Origin of the sequence: Peijinzhouia sedimentorum (assembly GCF_049340005.1) — a bacterium.
In the GTDB taxonomy this organism is placed as follows: domain Bacteria; phylum Bacteroidota; class Bacteroidia; order Cytophagales; family Cyclobacteriaceae; genus CAXBDP01.
On sequence record NZ_JBMPIY010000002.1, the window covers coordinates 319,490 to 342,385 of the forward strand.

General features: G+C 38.9%; 24 protein-coding genes and 4 tRNA genes. 3 read left to right on the top strand and 25 right to left on the bottom strand.

Going from position 1 to position 22,896, the window contains the following annotated elements:
- Positions 1-15: 15 nt before the first annotated feature.
- The 25 genes from rpsC to ACOXY8_RS04690 all read right to left on the bottom strand — a co-directional run bounded on the left by rpsC (position 16) and on the right by ACOXY8_RS04690 (position 20,829).
- Positions 16-762 (bottom strand): 30S ribosomal protein S3, encoded by a 747-nt coding sequence (rpsC, locus tag ACOXY8_RS04570; protein WP_458330366.1) that lies wholly within the window; start codon positions 760-762, stop codon positions 16-18.
- A 23-nt stretch (positions 763-785) separates the two neighbouring features.
- Positions 786-1,157, bottom strand: a complete 372-nt coding sequence (gene rplV, locus ACOXY8_RS04575) for a 50S ribosomal protein L22 (protein WP_458330367.1) — start codon at positions 1,155-1,157, stop codon at positions 786-788.
- A gap of 3 nt (positions 1,158-1,160) precedes the next feature.
- Positions 1,161-1,439: a 30S ribosomal protein S19 gene (gene rpsS / locus ACOXY8_RS04580; RefSeq protein WP_458330368.1), complete on the bottom strand. Its 279-nt coding sequence runs from the start codon at positions 1,437-1,439 to the stop codon at positions 1,161-1,163.
- Positions 1,439-2,263 carry a 50S ribosomal protein L2 gene (gene rplB / locus ACOXY8_RS04585; RefSeq protein ID WP_458330369.1) on the bottom strand — a complete coding sequence of 275 codons (825 nt, stop codon included), beginning with the start codon at positions 2,261-2,263 and terminating at the stop codon, positions 1,439-1,441. The genes rpsS and rplB overlap by 1 nt, the downstream gene beginning before the upstream one ends.
- Positions 2,264-2,276: 13 nt before the next feature.
- On the bottom strand, positions 2,277-2,561 hold the full coding sequence (rplW, locus tag ACOXY8_RS04590; protein ID WP_458330370.1) for a 50S ribosomal protein L23: 285 nt from the start codon (positions 2,559-2,561) through the stop codon (positions 2,277-2,279).
- Positions 2,562-2,567: 6 nt separating this feature from the next.
- Positions 2,568-3,194: a 50S ribosomal protein L4 gene (gene rplD, locus ACOXY8_RS04595; RefSeq protein WP_458330371.1), complete on the bottom strand. Its 627-nt coding sequence runs from the start codon at positions 3,192-3,194 to the stop codon at positions 2,568-2,570.
- Between the two features lie 4 nt (positions 3,195-3,198).
- Positions 3,199-3,831 (bottom strand): 50S ribosomal protein L3, encoded by a 633-nt coding sequence (gene rplC / locus ACOXY8_RS04600; protein WP_458330372.1) that lies wholly within the window; start codon positions 3,829-3,831, stop codon positions 3,199-3,201.
- Between the two features lie 183 nt (positions 3,832-4,014).
- Positions 4,015-4,320: a 30S ribosomal protein S10 gene (rpsJ, locus tag ACOXY8_RS04605; protein ID WP_458330373.1), complete on the bottom strand. Its 306-nt coding sequence runs from the start codon at positions 4,318-4,320 to the stop codon at positions 4,015-4,017.
- Positions 4,321-4,328: 8 nt separating this feature from the next.
- Positions 4,329-6,467 (bottom strand): elongation factor G, encoded by a 2,139-nt coding sequence (gene fusA, locus ACOXY8_RS04610; protein ID WP_458330374.1) that lies wholly within the window; start codon positions 6,465-6,467, stop codon positions 4,329-4,331.
- Between the two features lie 7 nt (positions 6,468-6,474).
- Positions 6,475-6,942, bottom strand: coding sequence for a 30S ribosomal protein S7 (rpsG, locus tag ACOXY8_RS04615; protein WP_458330375.1), 468 nt, complete (start codon positions 6,940-6,942; stop codon positions 6,475-6,477).
- 25 nt (positions 6,943-6,967) lie between these two features.
- A complete protein-coding gene (rpsL, locus tag ACOXY8_RS04620; protein WP_458330376.1) occupies positions 6,968-7,372 on the bottom strand; it encodes a 30S ribosomal protein S12 in 405 nt (134 codons plus the stop codon).
- Positions 7,373-7,464: 92 nt separating this feature from the next.
- Positions 7,465-7,794 (bottom strand): DUF3467 domain-containing protein, encoded by a 330-nt coding sequence (locus ACOXY8_RS04625; protein ID WP_458330377.1) that lies wholly within the window; start codon positions 7,792-7,794, stop codon positions 7,465-7,467.
- An 11-nt stretch (positions 7,795-7,805) separates the two neighbouring features.
- A complete protein-coding gene (gene rpoC / locus ACOXY8_RS04630; RefSeq protein WP_458330378.1) occupies positions 7,806-12,110 on the bottom strand; it encodes a DNA-directed RNA polymerase subunit beta' in 4,305 nt (1,434 codons plus the stop codon).
- Positions 12,111-12,171: 61 nt separating this feature from the next.
- On the bottom strand, positions 12,172-16,038 hold the full coding sequence (gene rpoB / locus ACOXY8_RS04635; RefSeq protein ID WP_458330379.1) for a DNA-directed RNA polymerase subunit beta: 3,867 nt from the start codon (positions 16,036-16,038) through the stop codon (positions 12,172-12,174).
- Positions 16,039-16,197: 159 nt separating this feature from the next.
- The gene (gene rplL / locus ACOXY8_RS04640) at positions 16,198-16,575 is read right to left on the bottom strand and encodes a 50S ribosomal protein L7/L12 (RefSeq protein WP_458330380.1); all 378 of its coding nucleotides are present in this window, start codon (positions 16,573-16,575) and stop codon (positions 16,198-16,200) included.
- A gap of 40 nt (positions 16,576-16,615) precedes the next feature.
- Complete coding sequence (gene rplJ / locus ACOXY8_RS04645) at positions 16,616-17,149, bottom strand: 50S ribosomal protein L10 (protein ID WP_458330381.1); 534 nt, start codon at positions 17,147-17,149, stop codon at positions 16,616-16,618.
- A gap of 2 nt (positions 17,150-17,151) precedes the next feature.
- Positions 17,152-17,850, bottom strand: coding sequence for a 50S ribosomal protein L1 (rplA, locus tag ACOXY8_RS04650; RefSeq protein ID WP_458330382.1), 699 nt, complete (start codon positions 17,848-17,850; stop codon positions 17,152-17,154).
- Between the two features lie 13 nt (positions 17,851-17,863).
- Positions 17,864-18,307 (bottom strand): 50S ribosomal protein L11, encoded by a 444-nt coding sequence (gene rplK, locus ACOXY8_RS04655; protein WP_458330383.1) that lies wholly within the window; start codon positions 18,305-18,307, stop codon positions 17,864-17,866.
- A gap of 3 nt (positions 18,308-18,310) precedes the next feature.
- On the bottom strand, positions 18,311-18,865 hold the full coding sequence (gene nusG, locus ACOXY8_RS04660) for a transcription termination/antitermination protein NusG (RefSeq protein ID WP_458330384.1): 555 nt from the start codon (positions 18,863-18,865) through the stop codon (positions 18,311-18,313).
- Between the two features lie 15 nt (positions 18,866-18,880).
- Positions 18,881-19,072 carry a preprotein translocase subunit SecE gene (gene secE, locus ACOXY8_RS04665; protein WP_458330385.1) on the bottom strand — a complete coding sequence of 64 codons (192 nt, stop codon included), beginning with the start codon at positions 19,070-19,072 and terminating at the stop codon, positions 18,881-18,883.
- Between the two features lie 22 nt (positions 19,073-19,094).
- Positions 19,095-19,167: transfer RNA gene (locus ACOXY8_RS04670), tRNA-Trp, on the bottom strand.
- 97 nt (positions 19,168-19,264) lie between these two features.
- A complete protein-coding gene (gene tuf, locus ACOXY8_RS04675; protein ID WP_458330386.1) occupies positions 19,265-20,449 on the bottom strand; it encodes an elongation factor Tu in 1,185 nt (394 codons plus the stop codon).
- Positions 20,450-20,508: 59 nt separating this feature from the next.
- A tRNA-Thr gene (locus tag ACOXY8_RS04680) sits at positions 20,509-20,580 on the bottom strand.
- Positions 20,581-20,644: 64 nt separating this feature from the next.
- Positions 20,645-20,717, bottom strand: a tRNA-Gly gene (locus ACOXY8_RS04685).
- Positions 20,718-20,746: 29 nt separating this feature from the next.
- Positions 20,747-20,829 (bottom strand) — tRNA-Tyr (locus ACOXY8_RS04690).
- 237 nt (positions 20,830-21,066) lie between these two features.
- Between ACOXY8_RS04690 and ACOXY8_RS04695 the strand changes: the two genes are divergently transcribed.
- The 3 genes from ACOXY8_RS04695 to frr are packed head-to-tail and all read left to right on the top strand — an operon-like array spanning position 21,067 to position 22,885.
- Positions 21,067-21,570: an acetyl-CoA carboxylase biotin carboxyl carrier protein subunit gene (locus ACOXY8_RS04695; RefSeq protein ID WP_458330387.1), complete on the top strand. Its 504-nt coding sequence runs from the start codon at positions 21,067-21,069 to the stop codon at positions 21,568-21,570.
- 37 nt (positions 21,571-21,607) lie between these two features.
- Positions 21,608-22,315 carry a UMP kinase gene (gene pyrH / locus ACOXY8_RS04700; RefSeq protein ID WP_458330388.1) on the top strand — a complete coding sequence of 236 codons (708 nt, stop codon included), beginning with the start codon at positions 21,608-21,610 and terminating at the stop codon, positions 22,313-22,315.
- A 9-nt stretch (positions 22,316-22,324) separates the two neighbouring features.
- Entirely contained in the window at positions 22,325-22,885 is a 561-nt protein-coding gene (gene frr / locus ACOXY8_RS04705; protein ID WP_458330389.1) for a ribosome recycling factor, read from the top strand.
- Positions 22,886-22,896 lie beyond the last annotated feature (11 nt).

Sequence of the window (22,896 nt, forward strand, 5' to 3'; positions counted from 1 at the left end):
ATTTATCGCCAAAAGCTATTTTCTTTTACTTCTGCGAGGTGCGTCTGCTCCACGCTTTCTTCTATTACCTCCCGCTCCAGGAGCACCACCGCGAGGTTCATTACTACCCATGCCAATATTTGGAGACAAATCTCTTTTACCAAAGACTTCACCCTTAAATATCCACACTTTGATTCCTATTTTGCCATACACTGTATGAGCTTCACTAAGAGCATAATCAATATCAGCTCTTAACGTGTGAAGAGGAATACGACCTTCTTTGTATTGCTCTGATCTAGCCATCTCAGCTCCACCCAATCTACCCGAAGCTTTGACTTTGATTCCTTGAGCACCAACACGCATTGCGGAAGCAATAGCTTGTTTAAGAGCTCTACGGAAAGAAATTCTAGCCTCAAGTTGTTGAGCGATTGCTTCACCAACTAATTTCGCATCAAGTTCAGGACGCTTAATTTCAAAAATGTTTATTTGGACATCTTTTCCAGTTAGCTTCTTCAACTCCTCCTTAATCTTGTCGACTTCAGATCCTCCTTTACCAATAACAACACCTGGTCTGGCAGTGTGAATGGTTAGTGTAATACGCTTTAAGGTTCTTTCAATTACAACCTTACTTATACCACCTTTAGGAATTCTAGCAGAGAGGTAATTTCTTATTTTATGATCTTCAACTAGCTTGTCAGAAAAATCTTTTCCTCCGAACCAGCTCGAGTCCCATCCTCTAACTATTCCAAGTCTTAGTCCAATCGGGTTAACTTTTTGTCCCATTATTTATTGACCTGTTATCTTAATTAATTCTCTTCGTTTTCAATAACATTAGCAGCGGCGTTAGCTACCACGATTGTAACGTGGTTAGAACGCTTGCGAATACGGTGTGCTCTACCTTGTGGAGCAGGACGAAGTCTTTTCAACATTCTTCCACCGTCAACTCTTACTTCCTTCACAAAAAGGTCAGCATCTTCAAGTTTCACATCATCATGCTTAGACTGCCAGTTGGCAATAGCTGATAAAAGAAGCTTTTCAACGTACTGTGAACCTATTTTAGAATCAAATTTCAAAATGCTTAAAGCATTGTTTACTTTTTGACCTCTTATTAAATCCACAACTAACCTCATTTTACGAGGAGAGGTAGGAATATCCTTGAGTATAGCTCTTGCTTCCATCTCTTATCTTTTACCTTTATCTTTTTTCCCAACGTGGCCTCTGAAATTCCTAGTAGGTGCAAACTCACCCATTTTGTGTCCTACCATATTTTCTGTTACATAAACAGGGATGAACTTATTCCCATTATGTACAGCGAAAGTATGACCCACAAAATCTGGAGAAACCATGGATCTACGTGACCAAGTCTTGATTACAGACTTCTTGCCTGACTCATTCATATTAACTACCTTTTGATCAAGGCGAAAGTCAATATAGGGTCCTTTTTTTAGTGATCTTGCCATTATTTTTTCCTCTTACTAACGATTAAATTGTTAGAGTACTTCTTAGGAGTACGAGTTTTCTTGCCTTTAGCGTAAAGTCCTTTTCTAGAACGTGGATGTCCACCAGAAGAACGGCCTTCACCACCACCCATTGGGTGATCTACAGGGTTCATTGCAACACCTCTTGTTCTTGGTCTTCTACCCAACCATCTATTTCTACCAGCTTTACCTAAACTTACGTTCATGTGATCTGAATTAGAAACAGCACCAACTGTAGCAACGCAAGTTGAAAGTACCAATCTCATTTCACCAGAAGGTAATTTGAGGGTTACATACTTACCATCTCTTGCGACTAATTGTGCGTATGTACCTGCACTACGAGCCATAGAAGCACCTTTACCAGGCTTCAATTCTATATTATGAATTATAGTACCAAGAGGTATATTAGCCATTGGTAGTGAATTACCTACTTCAGGAGCAGCACCTTCACCAGAAATAACTGTTTGACCAACTTTAAGTCCTTCAGGAGCAATTATATATGCTTTTTCACCATCAGCGTAATAAAGCAAAGCAATACGAGCAGATCTATTTGGATCATACTCAACCGATTGAACAACTGCAGGAACATTAGTCTTATTCCTCTTAAAATCGATAAGTCTTAGTTTCTTTTTATGACCGCCACCCATGTAGCGCATGGTCATTTTACCAGAATTATTTCTTCCTCCAGACCTCTTAAGAGAAACCAATAAAGATTTCTCCGGTGTAGAAGCTGTTACTTCCTTAAAGTCAGGGGCAACTCTAAATCGTTGCCCTGGAGTCATTGGTCTTAGTTTTTTAGTACCCATTGAGACTCAAAAATTAAACGCCGCTATAAAAATCAATTACATCACCTTCTTTAACCTTTACATAAGCCTTTTTGAAAGAAGGAGTCCTTCCAGCAATTATCTTACTTTTGGTTTGTCTGGTTTTACTTTTTCCTTGGTATCTCATAGTACGGATACCTTCGACAGTTACACCATAGAGCTGCTCTATAGCTTTCTTAATCTCAACTTTGTTTGCTGTTTTCTCAACAACAAATCCGTAAACTCCACTTTCATTTAGAGCTGAGACTTTTTCTGTAACCAATGGTCTTTTAAGTATCATAGCTTCTTACTTCAAAAGGTTTTCAATTATGCTTACTGAACCTTCACTTAAGACTACAAAATCTGCGTTTAGCAAATCATAAGTATTAATATCAGAAGCTGTGGTAACTTTAGCATCTTTGATGTTTCTACCTGACAAAACAACATTCTTATTGTTTTCAGGAAGAACCATTAAAGTCTTTTTCCCATTTAAAGAAAGAGCTCCTAATAGGTTCAAATATGCTTTTGTACTTGGTTTATCGAAGTTGAAATCTTCTAAAACAACAAGACCGTTATCTTTTACTTTATATGACAAGGCTGACTTACGCGCTAATTTCTTGGTCTTCTTATTGACCTTAAAAGAATAATCGCGTGGTACAGGGCCGAAAATACGACCGCCGCCTCTAAACAAAGGATTTTTAATACTACCAGCTCTTGCTGTACCAGTACCCTTTTGTTTTTTAATCTTTCTGGTAGATCCAGCAATTTCGTTACGCTCTTTAGCTTTATGCGTCCCTTGTCTTTGATTAGCCAAGTAACTTTTCACATCAAGGTAAATTACGTGATCATTTGGATCTATTGAGAAAATCTCTTCCGGCAAAGTAATTTTGCGTCCAGTATCTTCTCCAGTGCTTTTTATTACGGACAATTCCATGATACTATTTCTCAAGAATGACAAATGAATTCTTTGCACCTGGGATAGAGCCACTCACAACGAGTAAATTCTGCTCAGGTACTATTTTTAGAACACGAAGGTTGATAACCTTAACGCGAGCATTACCAGTTTGACCTGCCATACGCATACCCTTCATTACTCTTGAAGCATACGAAGCATTACCAATAGAACCAGGTGCTCTTAAGCGATTGTGCTGACCGTGCGTAGCCTGACCAACACCTGCAAAACCGTGTCTCTTTACTACACCTTGGAATCCTTTACCCTTAGAAGTACCAATTGCATCCAAGAAGTCACCTTCTTTAAAGACACTCTCAAGCGTAACAACATCACCTATCTTAATCTGTCCTTCAAACTCCTCACGGAAGTCACGAAATTCAACAACTTTAGATAAGGGTGTTGTATTTGCCTTAGCAAAATGTCCCTTCAAAGGCTTTGGAGTGTTTTTCTCTTTACGCTCACCAAAACCCATTTGAACAGCATTATAGCCGTCCTTGCTCATGTTCTTTACTTGTGTTACTACACAAGGACCAGCCTCTATAACTGTGCATGGAACATTACGTCCATCGGCACCAAAGATGCTAGTCATTCCTATTTTTCTACCTATTATTCCAGACATTTTGTCTTAGTTTTTATAAATCGCTAACTATCAATTTGCTAGTGTTTCTGCGAAAGGACTGCAAAGTTATGAATATTTTACGCCTTTACAAAACCTCAAGCAACTATTTTCGTTACTCTCGGGCAAAAAAATAAGGACCAATAATCTTAACGTATTGGCCCTTATTCTCATAAGAATTTTTCGTCAAACTTTTATTTCAACATCAACTCCACTTGGCAATTCAAGTTTCATTAATGCATCAACAGTTTTGGCTGAATATGAATAAATATCCACCAATCTTTTGTAAGTACACATCTGAAACTGCTCTCTAGCTTTTTTGTTAACGTGAGGTGATTTCAAGACAGTAAAGATTTCCTTTTCTGTTGGAAGTGGAATCGGTCCGCTAATAACAGCACCAGTAGTTTTTACTGCACGTACAATCTTTTCAGCTGATTTGTCGATCAAGCTGTGATCATATGATTTTAATTTGATTCTAATTTTCTGTGTCATGTCCTGAATTATTTAGCCGACTCACCTTTAAACTTCAAAATAACTTGCTCAGCAATATTAGTCGGAACTGGATCGTAATGAGAGAATGTCAAAGAAGCCGAAGCTCTACCTGATGAGATAGTTCTCAAATCGGTAACGTATCCGAAAAGTTCTGAAAGAGGTACATCAGCTTTTACAACTTGCGCTCCACCTTTTGTATCCATACCTTTCATCAAACCTCTTCTCTTATTTAAGTCACCAGTAACTGGACCAGTATATTCATCTGGAGTGATTACTTCAACCGCCATAATTGGTTCTAGCAACACAGGTCCAGCTTTTTTCGCAGCTTCTTTAAAGCCAATACGAGCAGCTAGCTCAAATGAAAGTGAATCAGAATCGACATCGTGGAAACTACCATGATACAATCTTACTTTCATTTCCTGCACTGGGAATCCGGCCAAAGGTCCATTAACCATTGCTGATTCAAAACCCTTTTGTATAGGTTGGATAAATTCTTTTGGAATTACACCACCAACAATATTATTCACAAATTGTAAACCTGACTTATCGTAATCTGCATCTTTTGGACCAAGTTCAAAAACAATATCAGCAAATTTACCTTTACCACCAGACTGCTTCTTATAAACTTCTTTATGTTCAACAGTCTTAGTAATAGCTTCTTTGTATGCAACTTGTGGTGCACCCTGATTAATTTCAACCTTGAATTCTCTCTTCAAACGATCGATTATAATCTCAAGGTGAAGTTCACCCATACCTCTTAGAACCGTTTGACCAGTCTCATGGTCAGTCTCAACTCTAAGTGTAGGATCTTCTTCAACAAGTTTAGAGATTGCCATACCCAACTTATCTACGTCAGCCTGAGTTTTTGGCTCAATAGCATAACCAATAACTGGTTCTGGGAAAGTCATTGATTCAAGAATAATCTTATGCTTTTCTTCGACTAAAGTATCCCCAGTTTTAATATCCTTGAATCCGATACCGGCGCAGATATCACCTGCTTCTACTCTGTCAATAGGATTTTGCTTATTGGAATGCATTTGAAGAAGACGAGATATTCTCTCTTTCTTTCCAGTACGCATATTGTGTATATAGCTACCAGAATCGAGTTTACCTGAATACACTCTTATAAAAGCTAAGCGACCAACAAATGGATCAGTAGCAATTTTAAAAGCTAATGCAGCGAATGGCTCATCAACATCTGGTTTTCTAGTAACTTCTTGGTCTGTATCAGGATTTAGTCCCACAACAGGAGGCAAATCCATAGGCGATGGCAAGAAAGAACAAACAGCATCAAGCAAGGCTTGAACACCTTTGTTTTTAAATGCTGAACCACACAAAACTGGAGAGAAGTCCATATTGATTACTGCTTTACGAATTGCAGCTCTCATTTCCTCCTCAGTAATTGAGTTCTCATCTTCAAAGAACTTCTCTAGAAGAGCATCATCATAAGAAGCTACTCTTTCAATCAATTCTTGACGATACTCTCTTACAGTATCTACAATATCTTCAGGGATATCAATAACTTTATAAGTCATGCCCTGATCTTCTTCATTCCAGATTAGTGCTTTATTAGTGATTAGATCAACCACACCTCTAAAGGTATCTTCAGCACCAATTGGTATTTGCAAAGGAACTGGAGTAGCTCCTAGCTTTTCTTTTATTTCTTTAACAGCATTGAAAAAATCAGCGCCAGAACGATCCATTTTATTTACAAAACAAATACGTGGCACATGGTATTTATCAGCCTGTCTCCAAACCGTTTCAGACTGAGGTTCAACACCAGAAACTGCACAAAATAATGCAACAGCACCATCAAGAACACGCAAAGAACGTTCAACTTCTACAGTAAAATCAACGTGACCTGGAGTATCAATCAAATTGATTTTATAATCCTTTGTCTCGTCATTTGGTTGCCCCTGAGTAGTTGGATATTTCCAAAATGTAGTAGTTGCAGCTGAAGTAATTGTAATACCTCTTTCTTGCTCCTGCTCCATCCAATCCATCGTAGCTCCACCATCATGAACCTCACCTATTTTGTGCGTAAGTCCAGTATAGAAAAGAATACGTTCTGAGGTTGTTGTCTTCCCAGCATCAATGTGAGCCATGATGCCGATGTTTCTTAAATACCGAAGATCTTTCTTAGCCATTTACAATTTAAAATCTAAAGTGAGAGAATGCCTTATTTGCTTCAGCCATTCTATGAGTATCTTCTTTCTTTTTAACAGCTGCGCCTTCACCTTTAGCTGCTGCGATGATTTCACCTGCAAGGCGTTCCATCATGGTTTTTTCTCCTCTTTTACGAGAATAGAGAATAAGCCATTTCATTCCAAGGCTACTTTTTCTTTCGGGTCTAACTTCAAGAGGCACTTGGAAAGTAGCTCCACCCACTCTGCGAGATTTTACTTCCACAGAAGGCATTACATTACCTAGAGCCTTTTTCCACACTTCAATCCCATCTTCACCTGATCTTTTAGAAACCAATTCAATGGCATCATAAAAAATTGTTGCAGAGGTACTTTTTTTACCATCCAACATTAAATGGTTGACAAACTTGGTCACCATTACGTCCGAGAACTTAGGATCTGGGAGGACGTATCTCTTTTTAGGTTTTGCTTTTCTCATTATTAAGGTAAGCTATAATTTTATCTTACTTTTTTTTACCGGTTGCTGCTGCTTGACCTGGTTTAGGACGCTTTGCACCATATTTTGAACGGGACTGTAAACGACCACTAACACCAGCCGTATCTAATGCACCACGAACGATGTGATAACGTACACCTGGAAGATCTTTTACCCTACCACCACGTATAAGCACAATTGAGTGCTCTTGAAGGTTGTGACCTTCACCTGGGATATAGGCATTGACCTCTTTGCTATTTGTCAATCTTACCCTAGCCACTTTTCTCATTGCTGAGTTTGGCTTTTTAGGAGTAGTCGTGTACACTCTGGTACATACACCACGGCGCTGAGGACATGAATCCAAAGCAGGAGACTTAGACTTGGAAGTAAGTTTCTTCCTACCCTTCCTTACTAACTGTTGAATCGTAGGCATTTATTAAATTCGTTAAACTATTTCACGTTCAAAATTGGGACTGCAAAGGTAATTAAATACTGAAACTAAACAAATTGTATAGTATAGATTTTTTACGCTTCACCAATTGTCCCTCCAAAATTTAAAGGAAACTTTGGTGCCTCATCATTTTGCTTGATGGGACCAAAACTCTCTTCATATTTTCTAATATTGTCCTTAAGTGCTGCCAAAAGCCTTTTTGCATGATCAGGAGTTATTACAACTCTACTTTTCACCTTTGCTTTAGGTACCCCTGGCATTAGCCTAATAAAGTCCAATACAAATTCACTATTAGAGTGCGCAATCATAACCAGATTACTATAAACACCTTCAGAAATATCTTCTGGTAGTTCTATATTAATCTGGCCCTGTTGCTTGCTTTTATCTTTTATATCATCTGCCATTTAGAGGCGATTTAAATTTCAACTGTACTTTTTTCAGAAGACGTCTCTTTAGACGCAACCAATTTGTCGTATTCTTCTTGAGAACCAACAATTAGATTTCTGTAAGCTCTTGAGCCACTACCTGCTGGAATTAAATGACCTACAATCACATTCTCCTTGAGACCTTTCAAATAATCAGCCTTACCTCTAATAGAAGCTTCGCTAAGCACTTTGGTAGTCTCTTGGAATGATGCAGCAGAGATAAAGCTTTCAGTTCCTAAGGAAGCGGATGTGATTCCTTGTAGTGTTGGCTTTGAGACAGCTGGTTCAGCCCCTCTTACCTCTACAATTTTCAAATCCTTACGCTTAAGCATTGAATTTTCGTCTCTCAGTTCTCTAGCTGTTACAATTTGACCTGGCTTCATCTTACCAGAATCACCTGCTTCTATCACAACCTTCTTATCCAAAATTGTATCATTTTCTTCTCTAAACAAGAACCTGTCTACAATCTGTCCTGGCAAGAAGCTAGTGTCACCTGCATCCATTATTTCTACTTTCTGCATCATTTGGCGAACGATACACTCAATGTGCTTATCGTTAATTTTCACACCTTGCAGTCTGTATACTTCTTGGATCTCATTCACAACATACTCTTGAACTGCAGTTGGACCTTTGATCGATAAGATATCAGCAGGAGTAATTGCTCCATCTGAAAGTGGTTGTCCAGCTCTTACAAAGTCATTGTCCTGAACCAAAATGTGCTTAGATAATGGCACCATATAGCGCTTTTTAACGCCATCTCTTGATTCAATATAGATTTCTCTATTACCTCTCTTGATAGTACCATATGTTACAACACCATCAATTTCAGAAACCACTGCAGGGTTTGAAGGATTTCTCGCCTCAAACAATTCAGTTACTCTTGGAAGACCTCCTGTAATATCTCGAGACTTGCTCATCATTCTTGGTATTTTCACAAGAACTTGACCTGCCTTAATTTTCTGTCCTTTGTCTACAGCTAAGTGAGCACCAACTGGAATATTATATCCTTTGGTTTCATCTTTACCTTCAACGATAAGTGCTGGATTTTTAGTCCTATCTCTAGACTCAATAATTACTTTCTCTTTGTGACCTGTTTGCTCATCTGATTCCTCTTTGTAAGTAACACCTTCCTCAATAGCATCGAAGTCAATTTTACCGTCAAATTCAGAAAGGATTACCGCATTATATGGATCCCAATTACAAAGTTCATCGTTCTTAGCAACTTTTTGTCCTTCCTTCACTTTAAGGAATGCTCCATAAGGAACGTGATTAGAAACTAAAGTCTTACCAGACTTTTCGTCAACTATCTTGATTTCACCAGATCTGCCCATTACGATAGTGACTGAATCACCATCATTATTGGTTGTGTCTAGAGTTCTTAATTCCTCGAATTGAACAATCCCATCAAATTTCGCTTTCAATGTCGCCTCTACAGCAACGTTGGAAGCTGTACCACCAACGTGGAATGTACGAAGTGTAAGCTGAGTACCTGGCTCACCAATAGACTGTGCAGCAATTACACCAACAGCCTCACCTATGTGAACCATAGATCCTGTTGATAAATTACGACCGTAACACTTAGCACATACCCCCCGCTTAGTTTCACAAGTAAGTACAGAGCGAATTTCAACTTCCTCGATGCTACTTTCGTCGATAATTTGAGCTAATTCTTCATTTATTTCTTCACCAGCAGACACAATAAGTTCATCAGTAATCGGATCTAAAACATCGTGAACCGATACTCTACCCAATATTCTTTCGAATAATGACTCAACTACGTCTTCATTGTCTTTCAATGCTGAAACAGTAAGACCTCTTAAGGTACCACAGTCATCTTCATTGATAACAACATCTTGTGAAACGTCTACTAGACGACGAGTTAAGTAACCCGCATCCGCAGTTTTAAGGGCTGTATCAGCCAAACCTTTACGTGCACCGTGAGTAGAAATAAAATACTCAATTACATCAAGACCTTCTTTAAAGTTTGATAGAATTGGGTTTTCAATAATTTCACCTACCGAACCTTGAAGGTTTTTCTGTGGCTTAGCCATAAGACCACGCATACCACCTAGCTGACGGATTTGTTCTCTAGAACCACGTGCTCCGGAGTGCATCATCATATAGATTGAGTTAAACCCACTTTGATCTTCCTCCAACTCTTTCATTAGAGTGTTGGTAATCTTAGAGTTAACACGCGTCCAAATATCAATAACTTGGTTGTATCTTTCGTTGTCAGTAATAAGACCCATTAGGTAGTTATTCCAAACTACTTCTACTTCGGCCTTAGCTTCTTCGATCAATGATTCTTTAACTTCAGGAATCTTAATATCATCTAAACCGATAGAAAGACCGCCTTTATAGGCCATTTGGAAACCTAGAGTTTTGATATCATCTAAGAAGTTTGCCGTTTTAGCCTGACCTGCAATTTTGAATACGGTACCAATGATTACTTGTAATTTCTTTTTGGTAAGTAACTCATCAATATATCCTACTTCTTTTGGAACAAATTGATTGAAGATTACTCTTCCCGCAACCGTTTCAATAAGTTCATTTACAATTTCACCATTTTGCTTTCTCACATCTACACGCACCTTAATATGAGCGTGAATAGATATACTTCCTTCATTAATAGCTATAATCACTTCCTCTGGACCATAGAAAGTCATTCCCTCTCCTTTGATTTTATACTCTGGAGTGGATTTTCTTCCTTTGGTTACATAATAGAGACCCAACACCATATCCTGAGAAGGTACAGTAATAGGGGCACCATTCGCTGGGTTTAGAATGTTGTGCGATGCAAGCATTAATAAAGATGCTTCCAAAACAGCCTCATGTCCCAGTGGTACGTGTACCGCCATTTGATCACCATCAAAATCGGCGTTGAATGCAGTACAGGCAAGCGGGTGGAGCTGGATTGCTTTTCCTTCAATCAGTTTTGGCTGGAAGGCTTGGATACCTAATCTGTGTAGAGTTGGAGCACGGTTTAGAAGAACTGGATGTCCTTTCAATACATTCTCCAAAATATCCCACACTACTGGATCTTTTCTATCAACAATTTTCTTTGCTGATTTCACAGTCTTAACAATTCCTCTTTCGATCAACTTACGAATAACGAAAGGCTTGAATAGCTCAGCAGCCATATCCTTAGGAAGGCCACACTCATGAAGTTTCAATTCTGGTCCAATTACAATAACTGAACGGCCAGAATAATCAACCCTCTTACCAAGCAAGTTTTGACGGAAACGACCTTGTTTACCTTTAAGCATATCACTTAAAGATTTTAGCGCTCTGTTACCATCAGATCTTACTGCATTTACTTTTCTAGAGTTATCAAAAAGAGAATCTACAGCTTCTTGAAGCATTCTTTTCTCATTTCTGAGGATTACTTCAGGAGCCTTGATATCAATTAGTCTCTTCAAACGATTATTTCTGATAATTACTCTACGGTAAAGATCATTCAAATCGGAAGTAGCGAAACGTCCGCCATCAAGAGGAACAAGTGGGCGCAATTCCGGTGGAATTACTGGAACCATCTTGATAATCATCCATTCTGGTTTGTTCTCTATACGAGTTCGTGCATCTCTGAATGCTTCAACTACTTTCAATCTTTTCAGTGCTTCAGCTTTTCTCTGCTGAGAAGTCTCAGTAGAAGCAGCGTGGCGTAGATCATAGGAAAGTGTATCTAAATCAATACGAGAAAGCAAATCTTCAAGACCCTCAGCACCCATCTTAGCGATGAATTTTTGAGGATCCTTATTATCTAACTGACGATTTTCGCTAGGCAACTTGTCCATGATGTCCAAGTATTCATCTTCGGTAAGGAAGTCTAGATAGTTTACACCATCTTCTTCTTTGATACCTGGCTGTATTACTACATAGCGCTCGTAATAGATAATTTGATCAAGCTTTTTAGTTGGAAGACCAAGAAGATAGCCAATTTTGTTTGGTAATGAACGGAAATACCAAATGTGTGCAACTGGCACTACAAGTTCGATATGACCCATTCTTTCTCTACGAACCTTCTTCTCTGTTACCTCAACACCACATCTGTCACAGATAATACCCTTATATCTTATTCTCTTATATTTACCGCAATGGCATTCCCAATCTTTCACAGGTCCGAAAATCCTCTCACAGAAGAGACCACCCATTTCCGGTTTATATGTCCGGTAATTGATAGTTTCTGGCTGTGTAATCTCTCCATGAGAGCTTTCAAGAATTGACTCTGGTGAAGCAAGGCTTATGATGACTCTATTAAAGTCATTGTTTATTTTCTTATTTCTTTTGAAAGCCATAGTTTTTGTAATTCAAATGTTAAAAACCTTTCCTTTCGGAATTTCTAATACCCTTTTAAACTTAATCCATTGTGATTTCCAAGGCTAGGCCTCGTAATTCATGTACAAGTACATTAAAGGATTCTGGGATATTAGGTTTAGGTAAATTCTCTCCTTTAACAATTGCTTCATACGTTTTAGCTCTACCAATTACATCATCAGATTTCACTGTTAGAATTTCTTGTAATACGTGAGAAGCACCAAAAGCTTCAAGAGCCCAAACTTCCATTTCACCAAATCTCTGACCACCGAATTGTGCTTTACCACCAAGCGGCTGTTGAGTAATTAATGAGTATGGTCCGATTGAACGAGCGTGCATTTTGTCATCGACTAAGTGACCTAGTTTGATCACATAAATAACCCCAACGGTAACTTTTTGGTGGAATTTATCACCTGTAAGTCCATCGTTAAGATATGTACGCCCGAATTCAGGTAGTCCAGCTTCCTGTAGTTCACTTACAACTTCTTTTTCAGAAGCTCCATCGAATATAGGAGTAGCATATTTTCTTCCAAGCTTCAAGCCAGCCCAACCAAGTACGGTTTCATATATCTGGCCAATATTCATCCTTGAAGGTACACCAAGTGGGTTCAATACAATATCTACCGGAGTACCATCATCTAAGAATGGCATATCTTCCTCCCGGACAATTTTAGCAACCACACCTTTGTTACCGTGACGACCAGCCATTTTATCACCAACTTTCAGCTTACGCTTCTTAGCAAGATATACTTTAGCTAGTTTTACAATACCAGCTGGTAATTCATCACCAACTTCTAGTGTAAACCTATCGCGTTTGAAAATACCAGTAATTTCGTTTCGGGCATTTATATAATTTTTAACGATCTGAGCAACCATTTCATTGGTCTTCTCATCGCTTGTCCAATTATCCAAAAGAAGATCACCTATAAGGTTTACTTCTGCTTGTACTGCATAATTGGTTTCATCTCTATAAGGATTTCTCTCTGGGAATAAATTCTCACGTATATTCTTTTCGTTGAATTTAACTCCCTTGCTCATCACCTCGTCATTGAATTTGTGACGAACACCCAAAGATGTCTTTCCATTAAGAAGCACGATTACTTTTTCAATCATTTGCTCCTTCAACTTAGAAAGATCTTTCTCGTATTTCTGAAGTAGTACTTTAACTTCTTCTTTAGCTTTCGCTCGTTGATCTTTATCCTTTTTAGGACGAGAGAACAACTTAGTGTTAATAATGACACCACGAATAGAAGGTGGTACTTTCATTGAAGCATCCTTCACATCACCAGCTTTATCACCAAAGATTGCACGAAGTAGCTTTTCTTCAGGAGTTGGATCAGATTCACCTTTTGGTGTGATTTTACCAATAAGGATATCACCCTCCCGCACTTCAGCACCAATTCTGATTATACCATTTTCGTCAAGGTTTCTTACTGCCTCTTCGCTTACGTTTGGTATTTCAGATGTTAGTTCTTCTTCACCACGCTTAGTATCTCTTACTTCAAGTTCATATTCATCAATATGTATTGAAGTGAATACATCATTACGAACAACATTCTCGGAGATTACAATTGCATCCTCAAAGTTGTAACCTTGCCATGGCATGAATGCGACCATTAGATTCCTACCTAATGCAAGCTCACCATCCTCAGTTGCATAACCTTCGCATAGCGGTTGTCCTTTGGATACTTTATCTCCTTTAAGAACAATTGGTCTCAAGTTGACGCAGGTGTCTTGGTTAGTTCTTCTGAATTTTGTCAATTCATAAGTCTTTTCCTCAGCACCAAAACTCACCAATTTTTGATCTTCGTTGAGATAATATCTGATAACAATTTTAGTAGCATCTACAAATGCAACTTCGCCATCACCTTCAGCCAATATCAATGCTCTTGAGTCAATAGCAGCTCTTCTTTCAAGACCTGTACCTACAATTGGAGCTTGTGGTCTTAATAAAGGAACTGCTTGACGTTGCATGTTTGAACCCATCAAGGCTCTGTTTGCATCATCGTGCTCAAGGAATGGGATAAGTGAGGCTGCCACCGAAACAATCTGATTCGGAGCGACATCCATAAATGTAACTTCATTCGGTTCAACAATTGGGAAGTCACCTTCGAAACGAGCTTTAACCCTATCATTGATAAACTTGCCATTACTGTCAAGTGGCGCATTTGCTTGCGCAATATTATGAGTATCTTCCTCTTCTGCAGTAAGATAAGTTACATCATGAGAAACTTTTCCACCTTCAGATTTTCTGTATGGTGTTTCGATAAAGCCCATGTGATTTACCTTCGCATGCACGCAAAGAGACGAAATTAGACCAATATTTGGACCTTCAGGAGTCTCAATGGTACATAGTCGACCATAGTGAGTATAGTGAACATCTCGAACTTCGAAACCTGCACGCTCTCTCGATAGACCACCTGGCCCTAGAGCAGAAACTCTTCTCTTATGCGTAACCTCAGCAAGTGGATTGGTTTGATCCATAAACTGAGATAACTGGTTAGTTCCAAAGAATGAGTTGATTACTGAAGATAAGGTTCTTGCGTTGATCAAATCAACCGGCTTGAAATCTTCATTATCTCTTACATTCATTCTCTCTTTGATGGTTCTAGCCATACGAGCCAAACCTACACCAAATTGAGAATAAAGTTGCTCACCTACTGTACGAACTCTTCTATTACTAAGGTGATCAATATCATCAACTACAGCTTTTGAGTTGATAAGACCAATCAAATACTTGACGATAGAAATAATATCCTGTGTAGTCAATACTTTCGTATTGAAATCAATGTCAAGACCTAACTTCTTGTTAATTCTATATCTACCAACTTCACCTAGATCGTAACGCTTATCACTGAAGAATAGATTGTGAATTACATCACGCGCAGTTTGCTCATCAGGAGCATCAGTATTTCTCAACTGACGATAGATTTGCTCTACTGCTTCTTTCTCAGAGTTACTATTGTCTTTTTGTAGGGTATTGTAAACGATTGTGTAATCAGCAATATTTACATCTTTACGATGTACAATAATGGAGCTGTTACCAGAATCGATAATCATTTCAATATCTTCTTCTGCAAGAACTGAGTCTCTTTCTAATAACACTTCGTGTCTTTCGATAGATACAACTTCTCCAGTATCTTCATCGACAAAGTCTTCTTGCCATTTTTTCAAAACCCTAGCAGCCAATTTACGGTCGACTACTTTTTTCAAATCCTTTTTAGTAGCTGGAACTTCTTCAGATAAGCCGAATAGATCAAGGATTTCTTTATCAGTACCGAAACCAATTGCACGAAGCAAAGTGGTAACAGGGAATTTCTTTTTACGATCAATGTAAGCATACATTACGTTGTTCACGTCTGTTGCAAACTCAATCCAAGAACCTTTGAAAGGTATGATACGACCAGAATACAATTTAGTACCGTTGGTATGCTTACTTTGAGCAAAGAATACCCCTGGTGACCTATGTAGCTGACTTACAATTACCCTTTCGGCTCCATTTATAACAAATGAACCTTTGGCAGACATATATGGGATGTTACCCAAGAATACCTCTTGTTCAATTGTTTGAAAATCTTCATGATCGGCATCATTACATTCCAACCTAAGCTTGGCTTTTAACGGCACAGAATAAGTCAGACCTCTTTCGATACATTCATCAATATTGTATTTGGGAGGATCAACAGTGTAATCAACGAAACTCAAGACAAAATTTTCTCTGGAATCTGAAATTGGAAAATTTTCAGAGAAAACCTTGAAAAGACCATCTTGATTTCTCTGCTCAGGAGGCGTATCAAGTTGAAAAAAATCTTTGAATGATTGTAACTGGATGTCCAAAAAATCTGGGTAATCCAAGGACGTTACTATGGAAGAGTAACTGATCCTGTTGTTATGAACTATCTTAGCCAAGGCTTTGAAATTTAAAGGGTTAAGAAAAATTAGAAGCCGCCGAAACGGCTTTTAATCAGGGAAGCAAGGTTGTATAGTGTATAAACGGGAAAAGACCTGACGAAAATGCCAGGCCTAAATTCCTTATTTGTCCGTGTGAGGGGCAAATAGACAAGCTAGTTATTTAAGCTCAACTTCAGCTCCTGCTTCTTCCAGTTGCTTTTTAAGGGCTTCTGCTTCGTCTTTAGCTATGCCTTCTTTAACCGCTTTTGGAGCGCCGTCTACTAATTCTTTAGCTTCTTTCAGGCCTAGACCTGTAAGATCTTTAACAAGCTTAACGATAGCAAGCTTAGCACCACCTGGAGACTTAAGAATAACATCAAAAGTTGATTTTTCTTCAGCAACAGGAGCGTCTCCGCCACCACCAGCAACCATTACAGGTGCAGCTGCAGCAGCAGGCTCAATACCATACTCGTCTTTAAGAATAGTTGCCAGCTCGTTAACTTCCTTCACAGTTAAATTTACCAACTGTTCAGCGAACGCTTTAAGATCTGCCATTTTATTATTTATTTTAGGATAAAAGAAAAGATTTCGAAAATTATGATTCCCTTTCAGAAAGGGTTTTTACTAAGCCTGCCAACGTATGCTTACCGCTTTGAAGAGCAGAAATAACATTAGTTGCAGGAGATTGTAATAGGCCAATGATTTCACCAATAAGCTCTTGTTTAGACTTAAGCTGACTAAGTGTCTTCAATTGGTCATCACCAACAAATACATCTCTATCAATAGAGGCACCTTTCAACAAAGGCTTATCTTTACCAGACTTTTTACGATAATCGATTAAGATTTGAGCAGGAAGCTTACCATTCTCCTGAGAGAAAATAACACCTGAAAAACCTTTTAATACCTTATCAGAAAAATCTGTATAATCTGTGTCCATTTGTTCCAAAGCTTTGGCGATTAAAGTGTTTTTATACACTTTATACTCCACTCCTTTGTCAAAACACATTTTGCGGAAGTTATTGATTTTTGCTACTGAAAGACCACCCGCATCGGTAATATAGAAATGTCCATTTGACTGGAACTTTTCTACCAGGCCTTCAATTATCGCAGCTTTTTCTTCTTTCGTCATGATTACACTCCTGGGATACCGTTCTTATCAATATTAATTCCCGGACTCATTGTGCTAGACAATGAAATACTACGGAAGTAAGTTCCTTTTGATGAAGCAGGCTTTAACCTTGAAATAGTTAAAATCATTTCTTCAGCATTTTTCTTGATTTGCTCAGGGCCGAAAGAAACTCTACCAATGCTGGCATGAATAATTCCGAACTTGTCCACTTTAAAATCAATTTTACCAGATTTTACTTCCTGTACAGCCTTTGCGACATCCAGTGTTACAGTACCGGCTTTCGGATTTGGCATTAGACCTCTTGGACCTAAAACCCTACCAAGCTTACCAACTTTTGCCATTACTGTAGGCATGGTAATGATAACATCGATATCAGTCCATCCGCCTTCAATTTTAGCAATATAGTCGTCAAGCCCTACGTGATCAGCACCTGCTTGCTTTGCCTCTTCTTCCTTGTCAGGCGTACACAATACTAATACACGAACTTCGCGACCAGTACCATGTGGCAATGCTACAACACCTCTTACCATTTGATCAGCTTTACGAGGATCAACACCCAAACGAATGTCAATATCTACAGATGAATCAAATTTAGTATTGGTAATTTCCTTCACCAGGGAAGCGGCCTCTTCCAGCGAATAGGCCTGGGAAGGGTTGTATTTTTCTAGTGCAGCTTTTCTGTTTTTTGTTAGCTTACCCATTATTTCTTCTTATTTAATTGTCCCAAGGTGCAGCACCTGTTACGGTGATACCTAAACTACGGGCTGTACCAGCTACCATTTTCATGGCAGATTCAATTTTGAAGGCATTTAAATCAGGCATTTTCGTCTCAGCGATTGTTTTTACCTGATCCCATGTGATACTACCCACCTTTTTTCTGTTCGGCTCTTCTGATCCTTTTTTAGCTTTAGCAGCCTCAAGAACCAAAACAGCAGCTGGAGGAGTTTTTACAACAAATTCAAAACTCTTGTCAGAATAGATGGTTACCAAAACAGGGCAAACTTGACCCATCTTTTCTTGGGTTCTTGCATTGAACTGCTTACAGAATTCCATAATGTTCAATCCTTTCGAACCCAAGGCAGGACCAATCGGAGGCGCAGGGTTGGCTTGGCCACCCTTAACCTGTAATTTCAAATATCCAGTTATTTCTTTAGCCATCTGCTAGTCAACTTTTTCTACTTGCATGTAATTAAGTTCAACAGGTGTGTTCCTGCCGAAGATTTTAACCATTACGTTTAGTTTACGCTTCTCATGGAAGACTTCTTCCACAGTTCCCGTAAACCCACTAAATGGCCCATCCATAACTTTAACCGATTCTCCTACGATAAACGGCGTGCTATGTGTCACTTCTTCTTCATCTATTTCATCAACCTTACCGAAAATCCTGTTTATCTCATTTTGGCGTAAAGCAACGGGAGTCTTTGAAGTTCCAGTGCCCGAACCAAGGAAGCCAATGATACCAGGAATACTTGTAACAGTGTGGTAAGCTTCACCATGTGTGAGGTCCGCTTGGACCATCATATAACCAGGGAAAAAGTTTTTTTCACGTACACGTTTTTTTCCGTTACGCATTTCATATACCTTTTCCGATGGTATCATTACCTGCGGAATGAATTCTTCCAATGATTGACGAGCAATTTCATTTTCAAGATAAGTCTTTGCTTTCTTTTCTTGGCCACTTACTACTCTTACTACATACCAGTTAGTTTCACTCATTCCAGCTAAATAATTTTAGAAGTTACGGTAAAACCAAGACATAACATTTTCGAATCCCAAATCCATCACTCCAATAATTAGTGATATGATAAGAGAAGCAACCAAAACTAAAGCTGCACTACTTTGTAGGCTATTATAGTCAGGCCATGTCACCTTATTCTTAAGCTCATCAATTGAGCCCATTATAAAATCTGTTAGTTTTACCATAGTGATAAATTATCAATCTTAGCACGGGTGGAGAGACTCGAACTCCCAGCCAATGGTTTTGGAGACCACTACTCTACCAATTGAGCTACACCCGTATACAGCCAAAAGGACTGCAAAATTAGTGAATTTCAAGTAATAAACAAGCGCGTTTCCGAAATTACTCAGAAACGCGCCGTTTAATTTGATTTTATATTATAGGATTTCAGTTACCTGACCTGCACCTACTGTACGTCCACCTTCGCGAATCGCAAAACGAAGACCTTTTTCCATTGCAATTGGGCTCAAAAGGTTAACTTCAATAGTTACGTTATCACCTGGCATTACCATTTCAACTCCTTCAGGAAGTTTGATTTCGCCAGTTACATCTGTTGTACGGAAGTAGAACTGAGGACGGTATTTGTTAAAGAATGGAGTGTGACGTCCACCTTCTTCTTTTGAAAGTACGTAAACTTCAGCTTTGAAGTGATCGTGAGGCTTAACAGAACCTGGCTTACAAATAACCATACCACGACGAATCATTGATTTCTCAATACCACGAAGCAATAGACCTACATTATCACCAGCTTCACCTCTATCTAATATCTTACGGAACATTTCAACTCCCGTAACAGTAGATTTAAGGTTTTCAGCACCCATACCTAAGATATCAACACCTTCACCAGAGTTAACGATACCTCTTTCGATTCTACCAGTAGCAACTGTACCACGACCAGTGATCGAGAACACGTCTTCTACAGGCATTAGGAAAGGAAGATCAACTAGACGCTCTGGAAGAGGAATAAAGTTATCAACAGCTTCCATTAATTCAACTACTTTTTCTACCCACTCAGCTTCGCCATTAAGCGCGCCAAGAGCAGAACCTTGAATTACAGGAATATCATCACCTGGGAAGTCATAGAATGAAAGAAGTTCACGGATTTCCATTTCAACAAGCTCAAGAAGCTCAGGATCATCCACAAGGTCAACTTTGTTCATAAACACAACAAGAGCTGGTACACCAACCTGACGAGCAAGAAGTATGTGCTCTCTAGTTTGTGGCATTGGGCCATCAGTAGCTGCAACCACTAAGATTGCACCATCCATTTGAGCAGCACCAGTAACCATGTTCTTTACATAATCCGCGTGACCTGGACAGTCAACGTGTGCATAGTGACGGTTAGCAGTAGTGTACTCAACGTGTGATGTATTAATAGTAATACCTCTTTCCTTCTCTTCAGGAGCATTGTCAATTGAAGAGAAATCGCGCATTTGAGCAAAACCTTTTTCAGCCAACACTTTTGTAATTGCAGCTGTTAATGTAGTTTTTCCGTGATCAACGTGACCAATTGTTCCAATATTTACGTGTGGTTTGGAACGGTCAAAGTTTTCTTTAGCCATATTTGAAAAGTCTCAGTTTAGATGAAAAATTATTCGTTTTTAAATTTCTCAATGCCTTGAGCCGATGACGGGAATTGAACCCGTGACCCCTTCCTTACCAAGGAAGTACTCTACCTCTGAGCTACATCGGCTTACACCAACTACTCGGGAACCGGTAAGTATCATGGGTTACCCGCAATCCGCTTATATAAAAAGAGCGGGCGACGAGGTTCGAACCCGCGACCTGCAGCTTGGAAGGCTGCCGCTCTACCAGCTGAGCTACACCCGCTTTTTATAACATTAAACTCTTTCGAGTTGTGGGGAGAGTAGGATTCGAACCTACGAAGTCATAAGACAACGGATTTACAGTCCGTCCCAGTTGGCCGCTTTGGTATCTCCCCAAATTCTTCCTCTCAAACCTCTTTCGAACTAGGCCTTTTGAGAAAGGAAGTGCAAAATTAATGGCAATTTTCGTTTAATCAAATTTTTCAAATAAAATATCTCCCTTTCTTTCATTTAGTTTTCAACATCTGCCTAATTTCTCGAAATTTCGATATTCTATACTCCATTACAATAGTATTTTCAATCATCCATCTTAATTTTACCCTTAATATTTTTTTGAACCTATCAACCCTATTATGGAATATCAAGCAACTATAGACAAGAAATCATACCGCGTTCAAAGAGATGACTCTAATTTCACCATAGAAGACAAAGACTTCCCTTGGGATATATCTCGAATTTCAGATAGACATTTCCACATACTATTAAACAATGTCTCTTACAATGCCGAAGTAGTTGAAATAAAGCGGGAGGAAAAATTAGTTTCTTTAAAGATTAACGGTCAAATCCTTGAAGTTGCCCTAAAAGACAAATTTGATCTGCTTCTAGATAAGATGGGACTAAGTGCAGTCAATTCTCAACAACTAAGCAAAATGAAAGCTCCAATGCCGGGTCTTATTCTGGATATAAAAGTAGCTCCAGGCGACAATGTAGCCAAAGGAGATCAGCTATTGGTATTGGAAGCAATGAAAATGGAAAATGTAATCAAATCTCCAGGTGAAGGTGTAGTCAAGGCCATAATTGTGAAAAAAGGAGACAGCGTTGAGAAAAATCAAATCCTAATTGAATTCGAAAACTAACAAATAAACCCACATACCTTTTATATTTACCCCTTATATGAAATACAAAAGAATTTTGCTCAAGCTAAGTGGTGAAGCCCTGATGGGAACAAGACAGTTCGGCATTGACCCACAAAGACTTGAGCAATATGCCCAAGAAATCAAAGAGATTAAAGATCTCGGAATCGAAATCGCTATTGTCATTGGCGGTGGAAATATCTTCCGAGGTGTAGATGCTGAGAAAAGTGGAATTGATAGAGTACAGGGAGATTACATGGGCATGTTGGCTACAGTTATCAACTCAATGGCTATTCAAAGTTCACTCGAAAAACATGGCATGTTCACCAGATTAATGGCAGGCATCAAAATGGAACAAGTTTGTGAGCCCTTTATTAGACGCAGAGCTGTAAGACATTTAGAAAAAGGGCGAATTGTTATTTTTGGAGCTGGCATTGGCAACCCGTATTTCACTACAGATTCAGCTGCTAGTTTGCGAGCGATTGAAATAGAAGCTGATGCTGTATTAAAAGGCACTAGAGTTGATGGAGTATATAGCGCCGATCCAGAAAAAGACCCAAGCGCAATAAAATACTCTAATATTTCATTTCAAGAAGTATATGAAAAAGGCCTCAACGTAATGGACATGACGGCATTTACTCTTTGTCATGAAAACAATCTACCGATCATCGTTTTTGATATGAACAAATCGGGAAATCTAAAGAAACTTATACTGGGCGAAGAAATTGGAACGCTCATAACCGCATAATAGAAAATCATGGAAGAGATTCAATTATTTTTGGATGAAGCAAAAGAGCTCATGGAAAAAGCAGTTCAGCATACATCTTTGGAGCTTGGTAAAATCAGAGCTGGCAAGGCATCACCTTCAATGCTCGATGGACTCACCGTCAATTACTATGGCGTAACTACTGCCCTAAATCAAGCGTCATCTGTTACTGTGCCCGATGCACGTACAGTATTGATCAAGCCTTGGGAAAAATCCTTGTTGAGCGAAATCGAAAGAGCAATTATTAATTCTGATTTAGGCTTAAGCCCACAAAACGACGGAGAGGTCATTCGTCTAAACATTCCACCGCTTACTGAGGACAGAAGAAAGCAACTAGCCAAACAGGCTAAAATGGAAACTGAGAATGGCAAAATTAGCATTAGAAATATCCGTAAAGACACAAATGAATCTTTGCGAAAATTGCAAAAAGAAGGTGCTTCTGAAGATGATGTGAAAAGAGCAGAAGATACCGTGCAGCAACTTACTGATAAGTTTATCGGAAAATGCGATGAAGCCTACACTAAGAAAGAAGCTGAAATTATGACTGTTTAAAAACCTGTCTA

What these genes read in the sequence shown, in the direction of transcription:
- rpsC (WP_458330366.1), bottom strand. Translation starts at nt 762, where the DNA reads ATGGGACAAAAAGTTAACCCGATTGGACTAAGACTTGGAATAGTTAGA.
- rplV (WP_458330367.1), bottom strand. Translation starts at nt 1,157, where the DNA reads ATGGAAGCAAGAGCTATACTCAAGGATATTCCTACCTCTCCTCGTAAA.
- rpsS (WP_458330368.1), bottom strand. Translation starts at nt 1,439, where the DNA reads ATGGCAAGATCACTAAAAAAAGGACCCTATATTGACTTTCGCCTTGAT.
- rplB (WP_458330369.1), bottom strand. Translation starts at nt 2,263, where the DNA reads ATGGGTACTAAAAAACTAAGACCAATGACTCCAGGGCAACGATTTAGA.
- rplW (WP_458330370.1), bottom strand. Translation starts at nt 2,561, where the DNA reads ATGATACTTAAAAGACCATTGGTTACAGAAAAAGTCTCAGCTCTAAAT.
- rplD (WP_458330371.1), bottom strand. Translation starts at nt 3,194, where the DNA reads ATGGAATTGTCCGTAATAAAAAGCACTGGAGAAGATACTGGACGCAAA.
- rplC (WP_458330372.1), bottom strand. Translation starts at nt 3,831, where the DNA reads ATGTCTGGAATAATAGGTAGAAAAATAGGAATGACTAGCATCTTTGGT.
- rpsJ (WP_458330373.1), bottom strand. Translation starts at nt 4,320, where the DNA reads ATGACACAGAAAATTAGAATCAAATTAAAATCATATGATCACAGCTTG.
- fusA (WP_458330374.1), bottom strand. Translation starts at nt 6,467, where the DNA reads ATGGCTAAGAAAGATCTTCGGTATTTAAGAAACATCGGCATCATGGCT.
- rpsG (WP_458330375.1), bottom strand. Translation starts at nt 6,942, where the DNA reads ATGAGAAAAGCAAAACCTAAAAAGAGATACGTCCTCCCAGATCCTAAG.
- rpsL (WP_458330376.1), bottom strand. Translation starts at nt 7,372, where the DNA reads ATGCCTACGATTCAACAGTTAGTAAGGAAGGGTAGGAAGAAACTTACT.
- ACOXY8_RS04625 (WP_458330377.1), bottom strand. Translation starts at nt 7,794, where the DNA reads ATGGCAGATGATATAAAAGATAAAAGCAAGCAACAGGGCCAGATTAAT.
- rpoC (WP_458330378.1), bottom strand. Translation starts at nt 12,110, where the DNA reads ATGGCTTTCAAAAGAAATAAGAAAATAAACAATGACTTTAATAGAGTC.
- rplL (WP_458330380.1), bottom strand. Translation starts at nt 16,575, where the DNA reads ATGGCAGATCTTAAAGCGTTCGCTGAACAGTTGGTAAATTTAACTGTG.
- rplJ (WP_458330381.1), bottom strand. Translation starts at nt 17,149, where the DNA reads ATGACGAAAGAAGAAAAAGCTGCGATAATTGAAGGCCTGGTAGAAAAG.
- rplA (WP_458330382.1), bottom strand. Translation starts at nt 17,850, where the DNA reads ATGGGTAAGCTAACAAAAAACAGAAAAGCTGCACTAGAAAAATACAAC.
- rplK (WP_458330383.1), bottom strand. Translation starts at nt 18,307, where the DNA reads ATGGCTAAAGAAATAACTGGATATTTGAAATTACAGGTTAAGGGTGGC.
- nusG (WP_458330384.1), bottom strand. Translation starts at nt 18,865, where the DNA reads ATGAGTGAAACTAACTGGTATGTAGTAAGAGTAGTAAGTGGCCAAGAA.
- secE (WP_458330385.1), bottom strand. Translation starts at nt 19,072, where the DNA reads ATGGTAAAACTAACAGATTTTATAATGGGCTCAATTGATGAGCTTAAG.
- tuf (WP_458330386.1), bottom strand. Translation starts at nt 20,449, where the DNA reads ATGGCTAAAGAAAACTTTGACCGTTCCAAACCACACGTAAATATTGGA.
- ACOXY8_RS04695 (WP_458330387.1), top strand. Translation starts at nt 21,067, where the DNA reads ATGGAATATCAAGCAACTATAGACAAGAAATCATACCGCGTTCAAAGA.
- pyrH (WP_458330388.1), top strand. Translation starts at nt 21,608, where the DNA reads ATGAAATACAAAAGAATTTTGCTCAAGCTAAGTGGTGAAGCCCTGATG.
- frr (WP_458330389.1), top strand. Translation starts at nt 22,325, where the DNA reads ATGGAAGAGATTCAATTATTTTTGGATGAAGCAAAAGAGCTCATGGAA.